This window comes from Agathobaculum sp. NTUH-O15-33 (genome assembly GCF_033193315.1).
Classification (GTDB): Bacteria; Bacillota; Clostridia; order Oscillospirales; family Butyricicoccaceae; genus Agathobaculum; species Agathobaculum faecihominis_A.
The window spans coordinates 714,456-728,454 of the sequence record NZ_CP136187.1 but is presented as its reverse complement, the minus strand read 5'-3'; the positions used below and the strand labels follow the sequence as shown (position 1 = coordinate 728,454).

The following is a 13,999-nucleotide window of genomic DNA, read 5'->3' as shown; positions in this document are numbered from 1 at the left end:
CACGCTACCGATCCATCGGCTCGATCAGCATCTGCACGACCTCCAGCGCTTCCAGTCTGATTTGCATGTCCCGCAGCGAAACGCGCTGCTCGATGCGGCGCACCGGCTCGGCTTTTTGCTTCAAATAGTCGATTTCTATTGCCGTCAATTCCTCGGGCGCGCCAAGGCGCAGCCATTCATCGTAGGCGCTGCCGCTCTCCCTTCCGAGACGAACAGTCTCACAGCGAAAGCCGCCGCCCGCAAGCCCCTCCACCGAGATATGATATTCCACCGGCCCGCCCTGCCGAAACGCGCTGTACCGGTCGCTCGGATCCTGAAACGCGGAAAGCATGCGGTACATCGTATTATAGTGGCAGTAGTTATACAGCAGAATTTGAACGCCGCCCTTGCCGCGGGTGATATACCATCCGTCCCCGCTCGCAAGCAGCCGGTCTCCCATACGGCTGAGAAGCTGATAGGCGTAAAATACCGGCTTGGGTATGCCGTTGCAGGTGAACATGCCGTGTCCGCCGTGGAACAGCGTATCCGCCAGCTTCCAGTCGTTGATCAGGTCGCTGACCGTCCAATACGCCTTGCCCGCCGTTCGCCCCATGTTTTCCACCAGATTTTTGACGACGTGCACCGCCTTATAGCAGGTATCGCTGCATAGGTCGCGCTGCCAGATGGTGGCGTTCCATTCATCGATCAGCACCGGCAATTCGTCTAAGCAAAGCGCCCGCAGCGTTTTGTCCATGGCGGCGATACAGTCGCCCATGAAGCGCTCGTTCTCGCTCAGCTTGAACGTGGCGCTGCTATCGCTCCGGTGCACCATGCGGTTAAAATCCATCGCGATCTCGCGGAACGAATGCGGGAAAGAATGCATGGTCACAAAATCCGGCAAGCAGGCTTGCCGGCGGCAATCCTCCAAAAAACCGGTCAGGATAGATTCCTCCCCATCCAGCAACAGGCTGCCTTCGATGCCCGGCCCGCCGAACCGCAAGCCTGCGTCCACCCGCTTGACCGTGCGCTGCGTTTCCCGATACAGCGTACCGTATTCCTCGGCCGACAGAAAACCGTATAATGAGAAACTGATGCTGAACAGGGTAAACCGCCACGTGCATACGGCCGACCGCCCGTAACGGCGGATGCAATGGCGCAGGAATGCTTCAACAAGCCGCGTCCATTTATGCAGATCCGAAGGAAAGCCGATATAGCTTTGGTTTTGGTACACCGGCTTTTGCCTGCCCGCCAAAAGCCGGGGCAAAAAACCAAATTCGATATAAGGCTTGAGCCCCATGGCGAGCAACCGGTCCAGCAGCAAGTCCACGCAGGTGAAGCGCGGCGCGGGGTTGCCGCCGGCGTCCTCCTGATACACATGCATGGTATCGCTGAAGATGCCGTGAAAGCGTACATAGGTAAAGCCAACCGCGCGCTGCAACACGGCAAGCTGCTGCTGCACCTCGGCGGTAAAGCAATCATCCGCATAGCCCGCGTTCACGATCGTGCGCCAATCCTGCACGACCGGCGCGCCCCCGCCGCCCGCCTCCACCATGAGCCGCCGCTTTTGCGGCGGCTTTTCCGTTACGGTCTCCTGCGCGGTCGCGGCCGCGTAGCGCAGCAGCGGCTCGAAGCGTTTTTCCAGCGCGGACTGCGGCACCAGCTTGGGATCGGTGCAGTCGATGTTCTGTAACCCCTTGCGGAATTTGCCCGGCGTGATCTCATACTTGCGCCGAAAATGCTCGATAAACGTATCGACCCGGCCAAAGCCGTTGTCAAGCGCGATCTCCGTCACGGTTTTGGATGTGCTGCACAGTTCAAAAAAGCAGTGGTCCAGCCGAATTTCATTTAAGTATTGGGTGAAGGTGGTGCCCAGCTTATTGCGGAAGAACTGAGAAAGATAGTTTGGGGTCAGGTATTCCCGCCGGGCAAGGTCACGAAGCGTTATTTCCTCCGTGTAGTGCGTGTGCAGGTACTGCATCATACGCGACACACGCGGCTGGTCCACGCCGCCTTCGCTGTCGGTATCGCTGCGGAAGCCGGTCAAAAGCAAATGAAACAGCGAGTAGGCGTGGCTCAGCAGCTCCAGCTCCCGTTCCTCCTGCTCGCTGTAGTAGTGCTGGAACAGCGCGGCAAGCTCGGCGCGAAGCGCGGTGAACTTCGCTTGCTCCCACTTGGTATGCAAGCAAGAAACGCAGTCGAACCGCGCCCCCTTGAGCCGCGACAGCAGCGGCTGCGCAAAACAGAAGGAAAGCGCGGCGGAAGAGCCGAGCAGCTCGGCGTTATGCAGCTCATATGGATTGACCACAAGGAGATCCGCTTCGTGCATCAGATATTGCCGCCCCCGCAGGACAACACGGGACTTTCCCGAAAGCTGATAAACGATCTGTAACGTATCGTGCCAATGTATCTTGCGGGAAGGTTCGGTTTCATAGGTTACGCGAACGCCCGCGCAGTATAGTAATTCCTGCATTTCACTTGCCTTCATTTCATTTTATAGATATAATATATATTGTAATATATAAAACGCCTTTTTACAAGAGAAACTCACTACCTAACGGCAGGCCGGATCATTTTATCCCGCAGTTCTTCGTTTTTTATCGCGTGTTAATCAGGCAGCGTCGGCAGGGCCGTATCACACGCCCATCGTAACGCGGGATAAATCCCGCAGTTATGCGCGAGCGGGCGCTGTTCCCATCCGTTATACTGATGATAGCAAAACCGGCAAGGAACACGAAGCGTTCCTGCATCAGACAAAAAAACAGCGAAGGAAAGGAACCTGAATGATGAAAAGAAGAATTCTGAACGAACGGCTCGCCGCTATCGTCGCCAGCATCCGCCACGGAGAAATGCTTTTTATTGCCGATTCCGGCAGCGGCACTTGCTCCAAAGCCCTGTACCCGCTCGACCCGAGCGTGGAATATCTGGATGTGGAGGTTGTGACCGGCTCGCCCACCTTTGAAGACATCGTCCGCACGCTTGCCGAGGCCGGCGATTTTGAAGGCGCGATCATCACCGAGGATATGCCCGACCAAAACGCCAAGGATTACGGCACCCTTGTGGAGCTGTTCGGTGAGAACAAGGTGCGCCAGATCAACTACGCCCCGGAATACTACGAACTGCGCGACCGCTGCAAGGCGGTCATTCAGACGGGCGACACCGGCATCCACGCGCAGGCCGTGCTGATCGCGGGTTATCCGAGCGCGGATATCGAACTAGACGTGGTGCTCGGCAAAAAGAAGTTCACCACCGTGCCGAAAAAGGACCGCGGCTGAGGCCGCCCATTCCCAACATCATACACAGGAAGGAGCGCATGGCGGCGCGGACCCGGCGCCGCCATGCCATCACGGGATATGAATCCACCCCAGAATAAACTCACCCTGCGCGCACGCGCCGGTTATATGTGCGGCGGTGCGGCGCAGACGACGATCGTTACCCTGATCAACGTAGTCCTTACTTATTTCTACACCAACGTTATGGGCATCAATATCGCCAAGGTTGCCCTGATCATGCTGATCAGCCGTCTTTTCGACGGCGCGAGCGATATTATCGCGGGCGTTATCATCGACCGCACGCATTCCAAGTACGGCAAGGCGCGCCCTTGGCTGCTGCGCATGGCGCTGCCGCATTTTGTCGGCCTGATCGCGATGTTCGCGGTGCCGCCCGTGTCCGAGTTCGCACAGCTGATCTATATCTTTGTCGCCTATAACTTTGCCAATACCATTGTCAACACAATGGCGGGCCTTGCGCTCAGCTCGCTCAACTCTTTGATGACGCGCGATCCCGTGGAACGCAGCCAGCTCAACGCGCTGCGCCAATTCGGCGCGCCGGTCATGGAGCTTGCCATCTCCGCGCTCACCATTCCGGTCGCCAACCGTTTGGGCGGCGACCAAAGGGCGTGGCTCCTCGTCATCCTCTGTTTTTCCGCCATTGCGACGCTGTGCTATCTCCTGTGTTTCTTCTGGGCCAAGGAGACCGCGCCGGAAGAACGCGGCGAAAGCGCGGAAGCCGTTCCCGTCGGCAAGGCGTTCCGCGCGCTTTTGCACAATAAGTACTGGTTCATCTGCCTGATCGTGTGGATCATGGCGACCTTTTACCTGACGATCTCCGGCACCAACCTATCCTACTATTGCCAGTACCTGATGCACAACGTCAACTATATGAGCGTGCTCACCACCGCGGAAAAGCTATCCACCATCGTACTGACCGCGATCGCGGTACCGTTTATGATCCCCCGGCTCGGCAAACGCAATATGATGCTGGCCGGCGCGTGCGTCGTCACAGTCGGACATCTGATCACTCTGGCGGCGCCGCTCAACCTGACCGTCGCCACGGTGGCGGCCGTGCTGCGCGGCGCGGGCATCGCCCCCTGCTTTGCCGTGCTGTTCGCCATGATCGCGGATTGTGTGGAATATGGGCATTGGAAAAGCAGCCTGCGCACCGAGGGCGTTATTTTTTGCGCGGCCACGGTCGGGCAGAAATTCGGTCAGGGCGTGGCCAGCGCGATTGTCGGCGGGCTGCTCGATTCCGCGGGCTACGACGGCTTGGCCGCCGTACAGACCGCAACCGCCAACGCCATGATCTCCCGCATTTATCTGCTCACCCCCGCGCTCTGCTTTGGCGTTATCGTCATCCTGATGCTGTTTTACAAGCTCGATAAGGAAATGCCGCAGATCATGCTTGATCTGGAGGCGCGCAAACAAAAGGAGGCCCTACGATGAATCCTACGTTACTCGTACCGACGCACCGAGACTGGCACGCGCATACCCAGTCCGCCGCGCTGCGCACCGGCATCACCATGCATTACATGGAAGCCGGCGTAAAGGACGCGGAGCCGCTGCTGCTCATTCACGGCTTTACCGATTCCAGCCGCATCTGGCGGCAAACGATCTGCGCGCTGGGCGATCGCTTCCATATCTTCGCGGTAGACCTGCGCGGCTTTGGCCAGACCGACCAGCCGAAAGACTTTCTGTACACCCCCAAGGAGCATGCGGATGATCTCGCCGCGTTTTTAGACGCCGTGGGCGTCCCATCCGCTTACGTGTTGGCGCACTCGATGGGCACCATGATCGCGCAAACGTTCGCGTTCCTGCACCCCAGCCGCGTCAAAAAGCTCCTGCTGGCTGCCGCCATGCTGCGCGGACACGATACCGCGGCGTCGCTGGCCGAGCAATACGATCTGTATGCGACCATGGATCTTGCCGCCATGCCGCCCGCCGAGATGCAGGAGCGTTTTCTCCCGTATCCCGAAAACTGCCGCGACGCCGGTTTCCCGATGGGCTACTTCACAACGCTGCGCGGCTTAAGCGCAACGTCGCTGCGCGCCGCTTGGTTCGGCGTTCATCAAGCCGATAACCGCGGCTTCGTGCAGTTTATCAAAGCGCCTCTCCTCATCCTGTGGGGCGATCGGGACGACGTGCTCGCCGCCGACTATCAGGACGAGGTGCGGCAGGCGCTGCCAGATGCCCCCTATGTGGTCCTGCCCGGCATCTCGCACGAGGTGCCAAACGAAATGCCGGAAAAGCTGGCGCAGATCGCCGCGGACTTTTTCCTAGAGGATCTAGTACCGGAAACCGTATAAGCATAAAAGTGGCTGCGACGATTTGCGTTTCGTCGCAGCCACTTTTTTTGTTATTACAGCTCGGGCCAAGTCGGATCGTTTTCCTGTTCCTCCCGCAGCTGCACGGCCTTAATATAGCGCCAAAGCAGCACCAGTATCGCAATCTGGAAGCCAAGCGATACAAAGTAATAGAGGAAGGAACCATAGCTTATCTGCTGCACCACAAAGGTTACGCCCACACTGATGATGGCCAGATAAAAGCACCAGCGGATGCGTCCGTCCGGATAATCATAGCCGTTTGCATCCCTCAGTTCGTCCAGCGCCCAATAGAAGTGATACGAGGAAAGCAGGGCGAACACCGCCGACGCGACCAGCACGGCCAGCAGCAGCACGACCCACGCGCCGCTCCCCGTCGTCATCGTTGAAATGCCGAGCAGCGCCGCCAGCAGCGTTACGATCATCAGAACCAGACAAATGATCGTATAGGTAAAGGACTTCTGTATTCGTTCATGGAATGGGCGCAGCTTTGCCAGCGCATAGAGCTGTACAACCGAAGCGGCCAGCGAGAAAATCATGAGCACCGTTTGATCGAACAGGCCAAGCACCATGCTTGCCACCATCGCGACCCAGTACCAAAGCAGCCATTTATATAGTTTCATGATACGCCACTCCTTTTCATACGCCTTATAGCAACGGCGGCCGCTGTTCCCATGCTCGCAGTGCGGTGATGTATTGCCACAGCAGCACCAGCGCCGGGATAGCGCACAGCGACGCGATCAGCTCAGTCGGAAACGTCGTCCCGACCAAATTCAGCAGGAACGCCGCACCGGCGCCGATGAGCGAAAGATAAAAGCACCAGCGGATGCGTCCATTCGGATAGCCGTACTGTTTTTCATCGTTCAGTGCATCGAGCGCCCAGTAGAGATTGAAGTCATACAGCACATCTAGCACGATCCCGCAGAGCAGCAACATAAACGCGAGCGCTGCCGCGCCCATCGCCTCGCCGCCTACGACCCCGATCACCGCAAGCAGCACCGCAAAGACGGTAACGATCAATTCGGCGATCAAGAAGCCGTATGCCTTGCCCAGCCGCATGTGCGCCCGCCGCATGCGGGATACAGCATTGATCTGCACGATCAGCGCGATCAACACGGCAATGCTTGCGAGTGCACCCTGCGCAATGCCGATCAGCGCGAGCAGATTGATTACCAGCGAGAAAACACTGGCATACAAAAATAGCGAAAGCGGTTTGGACAGATTTTCATTCATCTGTACCTCCTCCCGGCATTACGCCTCCGGTAGGTCCTGCTCCTCCTGCTGGGTCGGCGCTGTGTCCACGGCCACGATCGCTTCCGCCTCCGGTTTGCTCTCGGTTCCCAGATAGCTCGGCATGTCGAGACCGGCCTGCTTGAACAGTTCATGCAGCGGCGGGATCGAAGCCATCAGGCCGGACACAAAGTTTGCGGTGGACGATTTTCCCTCGCCCTTGCCGCCCGCGCCCGAATCCCAGACCGTGACCTTGTCGATCTTGAGGTTCTTGATCGCTTCGACCTGAATCTTGACCAGTTCTTCCAGCTTGTCGGCGATCATCAGCTGTACCGCGGCCTTCGGGTCGCCCGCGGCCGCTTCGACCAGCGCGCGGATACCTTCCGCCTGCCGCTCCAAGATCTCCTTGGCGCCGCGCGCCTGCGCTTCCATCTTGGCGTAGATCGCGTCCGCTTCGCCGCGCGCCTTACGACGCATGACCTCGGCTTCGGCTTCGGCCTGAATCTCGGCTTGTTCCTTATCAATTTCCGCCTTTACAATAACGTCTGCTTCCTGCGTTGCCTTTTCCAGCTCCGCGCGGGTTTTTTCCGCCAACTGCTGGGCAACGTAGGCTTCCTGCTTGGCCTTGGCCGCCTGCACGGCTTCCGCCGCCGTAGCCAGACGCAGCGATTCCGCTTCCTTTTCGCGGCGGTTGGCTTCCGACTGGGCCACATCGATCTTGGCCGCGTTTTCGCCGTCGATCGCGGTGGCGTTCGCCGCCGCGACCTGCACGCGCTGATCGCGCTGTGCGTTGGCCTGACCGATCTCGCCGTCGCGGTTCTTTTCGGCGACCGACTTCTTCGCGTCGTTGATCGCCTTGGCGGCGGCTTCCTTACCAAGCGCGTCGATGTAACCGGATTCATCATTGATATCGGTCACGTTGACGTTGATAAGCCGCAGGCCGATCTTCTTCAGTTCGATCTCCACGTTGTTCGACACGGAGGCGAGGAACTTGTCGCGGTCGGTGTTGATCTCCTCGATGTCCATCGTCGCGACGACCAGACGCAGCTGACCGAAGATGATATCCTTGGCCAGTTCCTGAATTTCAGAAAGCTTTAGGCCAAGGAGTCGCTCGGCCGCGTTCTGCATGATGCCCGGCTCGGTCGAGATACCGACGGTAAAACGGCTGGGCACATCGATACGGATATTCTGCTTGGACAGCGCGTTTTTCAAATCCGCGCTGATCGAGATCGGCGTCAGATCTAAGTACTGATAGGACTGGATGACCGGCACGATGAACGCCGCGCCGCCATGGATACACTTGGCCGTGCGGGCCGTGCCGTCCTTATTGGAGCCCACCTTACCGTAAACCACTAGGATCTTGTCCGCGGGACATTTACGGTAGCGCCCCAGAATGGCGAGCAGTGCCGCAAACAGTACGACAACGATGATGCATACCGTAATGAGCATTTGTAATGGCATATTTTTATCCTCCCTTAAATAAATTGCTTACTGTTCGGGCTCTACGACAAGCGTTTCGCCGCGCAGATCGGTCACCCGCACCATAGAGCCGGTTTTCAGCGTGACCGACCCAAGCGTGACCGCTTCAAATTCGTGCAGCTGCCCCTGTACCTCGAGCATGACCTTGCCCTCGCCCTGACCGTTCGGCGGGATGGGCAAATAGACCTTGCCGCTCTCCCCGATCGCGTTGCGCGGGTTGAGCGTGCCGTTTTCCGCGAGCCTCCGCGATACCTGTACCAGCTTCGCCACCAAAAACATAGCCAGCAGGCCGAGCGCCAGACCGACGATCAGGCTGATCGCCTCGTCTGAACCCGAGCTGATCGCCACGATGGAGGACCAGCCGAACACGGTCAGGAACGCGACGACGGTTTGCAGCGACAACAGCCGCAGCGTCGAAGCATCGTGAACGCCGCTGCCGTCGGTATGGTGCGCGGCGGCCAGATCGTCGAAATCCGCGTCGCTCAGATCGGCAAGATCGGTTCCGCCGTCTCCCCCATCCGGCAAATCAAGCCCGGATGTATCGCTGAAATTGACGCCTTCGCCGCCGTCTCCAAATCCGCCTACGACGGCTAGGATCGTTTGAATGAAAAAAAGCAGCGTTGCAGGCACCGCGATGCAGTACAGCGCGCGCAGCACGCTATCCAGACCGTTCCACCACTCCGCCATGGGTATCCCCTCCCCGGTTATTTGTTATGTAAATTATATTTACACCACCATTATAGCATTCTGTTTAAACTTGTCAATCCGTCTATTAAAAATATTTTTCTCCGTACCGTATTGTAATTTCACACAGGGCCTGTTACAATGTAAGTAAATAATATTTACATTCCGGACATCATAACGAGGAAAGAGCAATGGATGCTAGCGAGCTAGGAAAAAAAAATAAAAGAGGCGCGCCTTGCCAAGAAAATGACGCAGGCCGAGGTCGTCGGGGATTTTATCACCCGCAATATGCTGAGCCAGATCGAAAGCGGCGCCGCCATGCCCTCGGTAAAGACCTTAAGCTATCTGGCGGGCGTGCTCGGCCTGTCGCCCGACCAGCTCATCGCGCCGGAACCCGTATTAGATGACGCATACCGCGTGCTTTGCGAGGCCAAGGCTGCGTTTCGCGCGGGAAAATATGCGGATGTACCGACCGAGGAAAGCCGTTTCCCCGCCTCGGTGGAGGATGAATTGTATGCGCTTTCCGCGCGCGCCTGCCTTTGTTTGGCCGAAGCCGACGCGGAAAAAGACGGCGCGCCAAACGACGTGACCGCGCTGATTCGCCGCGCGATCGACCACGCCAGCAAGGGACTGTATGCAAACGAAGCGCTGCGCAGCGAAGCGATTTTACTGCTCACCGCGCAAACCGCGCGCCTGAGCGAGTATTATCAGGCGCTGGCCGAGGAATAACGTTCCCCCTTGATTATCCTAAAAAAACCCCTTGAAGCCGATTCGGCTTCAAGGGGTTTTGGCTGTTTCTTACTGGTTGGCTTCGATATACTTGACGATATCGCCGATGGTGCTCATCTGGGTGGCTTCCTCGTCGGAAATGGTGATGCCAAAACTCTCTTCGAGGTCCATCATCAGTTCCACTACGTCGAGGGAATCGGCGTTCAGGTCGTCCTTGATCTTGGTGTCCATGGTCATGGTGGAAGCGTCGGCGTCGAACTTATCGGCCAGCAGCTCGCAAATCTTTTCAAACATTGGGGTTACTCTCCTTCGTTATTTTGATTTATTTCTCTGAAAACTCCGATCTTGCGGAATTTTTCATACCGTTTTTGGAGCATGACGTCCATATTGGGCTCGTTTCCGAGCTCGGTCAGCATTTCGCCGATGGCGCGCTTGACGCTCCGGAAGATCTGACCGCCCCCCATGCCCTCGGGGATGATGCCTTCGATCATGCCGAAGCTATATAAATCCTCGGCGGTGATACGCAGCTGGTCGGCCGCCTCGGCTTCGCGCGAAGCGTCCTTCCACAGGATGGAGGCGCAGCCGCGCGGTGAAATCACCGAATACAGCGCGTTTTCAAGCATCAGCACGCGGTCGGCCACGGCCAGCGCCAGCGCGCCGCCCGAACCGCCTTCGCCCGTGACAATGGAGATCACCGGGGTTTTCAGCTCGATAAACTCATATAGGCAGCGGGCGATCGCCTCGCCCTGCCCGCGTTCCTCCGCTCCGACGCCGCAGAACGCGCCCGGCGTATCGACAAAGCAGATGACCGGACGGTGGAACTTTTCCGCCTGATGGGCAAGCCGCAGCGCTTTGCGGTAGCCCTCCGGATGGGCCATGCCGAAATTCGCGGCAAGGTTCTCTTCGGTCGTTTTGCCCTTGCGCAGGCCGATCACCGTGACCGGTTTGCCGCAAAACAGGCCGACGCCCGCGCAGACCGCGTGATCCTCGGCGAAGTATCGGTCACCGTGCAGCTCGATAAAATCATCGAACAGCTCGGCGATATAATCGTCGATCACGGGACGCTTGGGATCATGGATCATACGCATTTTTTCCGATGCGGGTTTCACGCTCACTGCTTAAACACCTGCCTTTTTCTTTGTTTTGGGCTGGCGGTGCATTTTCAGCAGCTTTTCCAGCGTTCCCTTCAGCATATTGCGCGGAACTATTTTATCACAGAATCCATGCGATAGCAAGAACTCCGACGACTGAAAATCATCGGGCAGGGTCTCGCCGATCGTGCCTTCGATCACGCGGCGTCCGGCAAAGCCGATCGTCGTGCGCGGCTCGGCGAGGATGATATCGCCCAGCATGGCAAACGAAGCGGTCACGCCGCCCGTGGTCGGATCGGTCAGCACGGTGATATACAACAGGCCCTTATCGGAATGCCGCCGGGCCGCGGCGGACACCTTGGCCATCTGCAAAAGAGAGAACATGCCCTCCTGCATACGCGCGCCGCCTGAGCACGTGAACAGTACGACGGGCAGCATTTTTTCCGTCGCATACTCGAACAGGCGCGTCAGCTTCTCGCCGACGACCGAGCCCATTGAAGCCATCAGAAAGTGGCTGTCCATCACGCCAAGGCAGGTCTCTAACCCGCCGATCTTGCAAACGCCGGTGGAAACAGCATCCGGCATGCCCACCTTTTCCGCGAGCACGGCGGTCTTTTCCGCGTAGCCGGGAAAATCGATCGGATCGCCGGGCGCGAGGTCGGCGAAGAGCGGCTGGAACGTATCCTTATCCGCGATCTGACGGATGCGGGTGCGCGCGAGCAGGCGGCCATACCGTCCGCAGTTCGGGCAGACGTACAGATTGCGGCCGTAGGTATAGGCCTTCAGTTCGGCCCCGCAGCCCTTACAAGTGACTACTTTCACGCCGCCCTCATCCTTGGGCTTCATTTCGAGCGACGCTTCGCGCGTCTTTTGGAACAGATCGATCAGCATGTGCGTCCCCCTTTTCGTTATCGGTCAAAGTCGCCGTCCGCGATCGAGTTGACGTGAAAAGCCGCGTCCTCGAACGCCTTTGAGCGCAGAATATGCATTTGATAGTCCGTACCGGTCACAACGCCTTCAAACAGCGTTTCGGTCAGCGCGCGGCGCATGCGGGCAATGGCCTGCCGCCGGTCCGCGCCGTAAGCGATCAGCTTGCCGATCATCGAATCGTAATAAGGCGGGATGCGGTAGCCCTGATAGGCCGCCGTATCCATCCGCACGCCGGGCCCGCCCGGCAGGTGCATGGAAACGATGGCGCCCGGACAGGGGGCGAAATCGCGCGAGGGGTCCTCCGCGTTGATGCGGCATTCGATCGCGTGGCCGCGCAGGGTCAGCTCCTCCTGCGTGAAGGAAAGCGGCTCGCCCGCCGCGACCCGAATCTGCTCGCACACCAGATCGACCCCGGTCACCTGCTCGGTCACCGGATGCTCTACCTGAATGCGCGTGTTCATTTCGCAGAAGTAGAAATTCTTGTCGTTATCGACCAAGAATTCAATCGTGCCCGCGTTGCGGTAGCCGACGCGTTTGGCCAGATCGACCGCGGCCTTTGTCATGCGCGCGCGCAGCTCGTCGTCCACAAAGGCGGAGGGCGATTCCTCGATCAGCTTTTGGTGGCGGCGCTGTACCGAGCACTCGCGCTCAAACAGGTGCACAACGTTGCCGAACTGGTCGCCCAATATCTGCACCTCGATATGGCGCGGGTTGTGGATATAGCGTTCCATGTACAGGCGGCCGTCGCCGAAATTGGCTTCCGCCTCGGAGGAGGCGTTATCATACGCCGCCTGCAGCTCGGACGGGTCCATCGCAATGCGAATTCCCTTGCCGCCGCCGCCGGACGCGGCCTTGAGCATGATCGGAAAGCCAATGCGCGCAGCTTCGCGCACGGCTTCGTCAAAATCGGCCACCGTGCCGTCCGTGCCAAGGGCGACGGGCACGCCCGCTTCGATCGCGTTGCGCTTGGCTTCGGCCTTGTCGCCCATCAGGCGGATGGTCGCGGCGGTAGGCCCGATGAAGGCCAGCCCCGCTTCGGTCGTCTTTTCCGCGAAATCCGGGTTTTCGGATAAAAAGCCAAAGCCCGGATGGATCGCCTGACAGCCGGAAGCAATGGCCGCCGATATAATGTTGTCCATATTCAGATAGCTGCCCGCCGCGCCGGCCGGGCCAATGCACACGGCTTCGTCCGCGATCTGTGCGTGCAGCGCTTCACGGTCAGCCTCGGAATAGACCGCGACCGATACGATACCCAGATCGCGGCAGGCCTGAATGATGCGAACCGCGATCTCGCCGCGGTTCGCGATTAATACCTTTTGAAACATGTTTCCTCTTTCGCCTCAGTCTAGAATAACCGCGCATTTGATCTCAGCCTCGGCCGCCTTTTGATCGCCGACCCAGACCACGCCTTCGGCCACGGCCATCGGGCCGCGCCGCTTGACGAACTTGATCTCCATGCGCAGCGTATCCCCCGGAACGGCCATCGCGCGGAACTTCGCCTTGTCGATGCCGGTATACACCGCCGTTTTGCCCTTATACTCCGGGATGGAAAGCAGCGCCACCGCGCCTACCTGCGCGAGCGCTTCCAGCCGGAAAACGGCGGGCATGATGGGGTTGCCGGGGAAGTGCCCCTGAAAGAAAAACTCTTCCCCCGTTAAATGGAGCGTGCCGGTAGCGCCCTCTTCCGATAGCTCTGTGATCTCATCGACCAGCAGCATCGGCGGGCGGTGCGGGATGATCTCCATAATCTGTTCTCTGTTCAGCATAGTATAAACCCTCTCCTGTCAAAACGCAACCCTTTTTTTGGCTTACTCCTCGATCACGACGACGACCTGCTTGTATTCCACCAAATCGCCGGGCTGCGCGAGGATGCGCACGACCGTGCCGTCGCACGGGGCCTTGATCTCGTTCATGGTCTTCATCGCTTCGATGATAAAGAGCGTGTCGCCCTTCTTCACCTTTTGCCCGACCAGCACGAACGGCGGCGCGTCCGGCGTGGGCGCGGAATAGAACACGCCGACAAGCGGCGCTTCCACCCGGGTGCCCGCGGGCAGGCCGTCGGACGACGCGGGGGCGGCTTCTTCCGTGGGAGCGGCGGCCGAAGCCGCCGGCGCGGAGGCTGCCGCCGCGGGGCCAGACACCGCCATGACCGGCGCGGGCTCCTTGGCGCGGATGCAAACGCGCACATCCTCCGCCTCTATCTCGACTTCGCCGAGGCCGCGCGCCTTCAAGGCGTCCATCAGCTCTACGGCGACGTCCTTCAGTTCCTTGATATCCATGATGC

The 13,999-nt window shown here is 58.8% G+C and carries 15 protein-coding genes; 4 read left to right on the top strand and 11 right to left on the bottom strand.

Annotated elements, in window-relative coordinates; genetic code table 11:
• Positions 1-4: 4 nt before the first annotated feature.
• Positions 5-2,449 (bottom strand): GH39 family glycosyl hydrolase, encoded by a 2,445-nt coding sequence (locus RWV98_RS03865; RefSeq protein ID WP_317863884.1) that lies wholly within the window; start codon positions 2,447-2,449, stop codon positions 5-7.
• 310 nt (positions 2,450-2,759) lie between these two features.
• On the opposite strand from RWV98_RS03865, the gene RWV98_RS03860 reads away from it, so the two are divergent.
• From RWV98_RS03860 to RWV98_RS03850, 3 genes are all read left to right on the top strand, one after another.
• Positions 2,760-3,251, top strand: a complete 492-nt coding sequence (locus RWV98_RS03860; RefSeq protein WP_280961996.1) for an RbsD/FucU domain-containing protein — start codon at positions 2,760-2,762, stop codon at positions 3,249-3,251.
• A 78-nt stretch (positions 3,252-3,329) separates the two neighbouring features.
• Entirely contained in the window at positions 3,330-4,697 is a 1,368-nt protein-coding gene (locus RWV98_RS03855) for an MFS transporter (RefSeq protein ID WP_317863881.1), read from the top strand.
• The gene (locus RWV98_RS03850) at positions 4,694-5,557 is read left to right on the top strand and encodes an alpha/beta fold hydrolase (RefSeq protein ID WP_317863879.1); all 864 of its coding nucleotides are present in this window, start codon (positions 4,694-4,696) and stop codon (positions 5,555-5,557) included. The genes RWV98_RS03855 and RWV98_RS03850 overlap by 4 nt, the downstream gene beginning before the upstream one ends.
• Positions 5,558-5,610: 53 nt before the next feature.
• On the opposite strand, the gene RWV98_RS03845 is transcribed toward RWV98_RS03850, so the two are convergent.
• From RWV98_RS03845 to RWV98_RS03830, 4 genes are read right to left on the bottom strand one after another with little or no spacing between them, the layout of a single operon-like run.
• Positions 5,611-6,195 (bottom strand): hypothetical protein, encoded by a 585-nt coding sequence (locus tag RWV98_RS03845; protein WP_317863877.1) that lies wholly within the window; start codon positions 6,193-6,195, stop codon positions 5,611-5,613.
• A gap of 25 nt (positions 6,196-6,220) precedes the next feature.
• Positions 6,221-6,805: a hypothetical protein gene (locus tag RWV98_RS03840; RefSeq protein ID WP_317863875.1), complete on the bottom strand. Its 585-nt coding sequence runs from the start codon at positions 6,803-6,805 to the stop codon at positions 6,221-6,223.
• 18 nt (positions 6,806-6,823) lie between these two features.
• Positions 6,824-8,263, bottom strand: coding sequence for a flotillin family protein (locus RWV98_RS03835; RefSeq protein ID WP_317863873.1), 1,440 nt, complete (start codon positions 8,261-8,263; stop codon positions 6,824-6,826).
• Positions 8,264-8,290: 27 nt separating this feature from the next.
• Positions 8,291-8,968: an NfeD family protein gene (locus tag RWV98_RS03830; protein ID WP_280961990.1), complete on the bottom strand. Its 678-nt coding sequence runs from the start codon at positions 8,966-8,968 to the stop codon at positions 8,291-8,293.
• 243 nt (positions 8,969-9,211) lie between these two features.
• Between RWV98_RS03830 and RWV98_RS03825 the strand changes: the two genes are divergently transcribed.
• Positions 9,212-9,694, top strand: a complete 483-nt coding sequence (locus tag RWV98_RS03825; protein ID WP_442872096.1) for a helix-turn-helix domain-containing protein — start codon at positions 9,212-9,214, stop codon at positions 9,692-9,694.
• 69 nt (positions 9,695-9,763) lie between these two features.
• On the opposite strand, the gene acpP is transcribed toward RWV98_RS03825, so the two are convergent.
• From acpP to accB, 6 genes are read right to left on the bottom strand one after another with little or no spacing between them, the layout of a single operon-like run.
• Positions 9,764-9,988: an acyl carrier protein gene (gene acpP, locus RWV98_RS03820; protein ID WP_280961987.1), complete on the bottom strand. Its 225-nt coding sequence runs from the start codon at positions 9,986-9,988 to the stop codon at positions 9,764-9,766.
• A 5-nt stretch (positions 9,989-9,993) separates the two neighbouring features.
• Positions 9,994-10,809 carry an acetyl-CoA carboxylase carboxyltransferase subunit alpha gene (locus RWV98_RS03815; RefSeq protein ID WP_442872095.1) on the bottom strand — a complete coding sequence of 272 codons (816 nt, stop codon included), beginning with the start codon at positions 10,807-10,809 and terminating at the stop codon, positions 9,994-9,996.
• Between the two features lie 3 nt (positions 10,810-10,812).
• Positions 10,813-11,676 (bottom strand): acetyl-CoA carboxylase, carboxyltransferase subunit beta, encoded by an 864-nt coding sequence (gene accD / locus RWV98_RS03810; protein WP_317863871.1) that lies wholly within the window; start codon positions 11,674-11,676, stop codon positions 10,813-10,815.
• Positions 11,677-11,693: 17 nt separating this feature from the next.
• Positions 11,694-13,040, bottom strand: coding sequence for an acetyl-CoA carboxylase biotin carboxylase subunit (gene accC / locus RWV98_RS03805; protein ID WP_280961984.1), 1,347 nt, complete (start codon positions 13,038-13,040; stop codon positions 11,694-11,696).
• 15 nt (positions 13,041-13,055) lie between these two features.
• Positions 13,056-13,481: a 3-hydroxyacyl-ACP dehydratase FabZ gene (gene fabZ, locus RWV98_RS03800; RefSeq protein WP_280961983.1), complete on the bottom strand. Its 426-nt coding sequence runs from the start codon at positions 13,479-13,481 to the stop codon at positions 13,056-13,058.
• Between the two features lie 42 nt (positions 13,482-13,523).
• Positions 13,524-13,994 carry an acetyl-CoA carboxylase biotin carboxyl carrier protein gene (gene accB / locus RWV98_RS03795; protein WP_317863868.1) on the bottom strand — a complete coding sequence of 157 codons (471 nt, stop codon included), beginning with the start codon at positions 13,992-13,994 and terminating at the stop codon, positions 13,524-13,526.
• Between the last annotated feature and the right edge of the window lie 5 nt (positions 13,995-13,999).

Excerpts from the sequence above, each read along its gene's own strand:
- RWV98_RS03865 (WP_317863884.1), bottom strand. The coding sequence starts at position 2,449 with ATGCAGGAATTACTATACTGCGCGGGCGTTCGCGTAACCTATGAAACC.
- RWV98_RS03860 (WP_280961996.1), top strand. The coding sequence starts at position 2,760 with ATGATGAAAAGAAGAATTCTGAACGAACGGCTCGCCGCTATCGTCGCC.
- RWV98_RS03855 (WP_317863881.1), top strand. The coding sequence starts at position 3,330 with ATGAATCCACCCCAGAATAAACTCACCCTGCGCGCACGCGCCGGTTAT.
- RWV98_RS03850 (WP_317863879.1), top strand. The coding sequence starts at position 4,694 with ATGAATCCTACGTTACTCGTACCGACGCACCGAGACTGGCACGCGCAT.
- RWV98_RS03845 (WP_317863877.1), bottom strand. The coding sequence starts at position 6,195 with ATGAAACTATATAAATGGCTGCTTTGGTACTGGGTCGCGATGGTGGCA.
- RWV98_RS03840 (WP_317863875.1), bottom strand. The coding sequence starts at position 6,805 with ATGAATGAAAATCTGTCCAAACCGCTTTCGCTATTTTTGTATGCCAGT.
- RWV98_RS03835 (WP_317863873.1), bottom strand. The coding sequence starts at position 8,263 with ATGCCATTACAAATGCTCATTACGGTATGCATCATCGTTGTCGTACTG.
- RWV98_RS03830 (WP_280961990.1), bottom strand. The coding sequence starts at position 8,968 with ATGGCGGAGTGGTGGAACGGTCTGGATAGCGTGCTGCGCGCGCTGTAC.
- RWV98_RS03825 (WP_442872096.1), top strand. The coding sequence starts at position 9,212 with ATGACGCAGGCCGAGGTCGTCGGGGATTTTATCACCCGCAATATGCTG.
- acpP (WP_280961987.1), bottom strand. The coding sequence starts at position 9,988 with ATGTTTGAAAAGATTTGCGAGCTGCTGGCCGATAAGTTCGACGCCGAC.
- accD (WP_317863871.1), bottom strand. The coding sequence starts at position 11,676 with ATGCTGATCGATCTGTTCCAAAAGACGCGCGAAGCGTCGCTCGAAATG.
- accC (WP_280961984.1), bottom strand. The coding sequence starts at position 13,040 with ATGTTTCAAAAGGTATTAATCGCGAACCGCGGCGAGATCGCGGTTCGC.
- fabZ (WP_280961983.1), bottom strand. The coding sequence starts at position 13,481 with ATGCTGAACAGAGAACAGATTATGGAGATCATCCCGCACCGCCCGCCG.
- accB (WP_317863868.1), bottom strand. The coding sequence starts at position 13,994 with ATGGATATCAAGGAACTGAAGGACGTCGCCGTAGAGCTGATGGACGCC.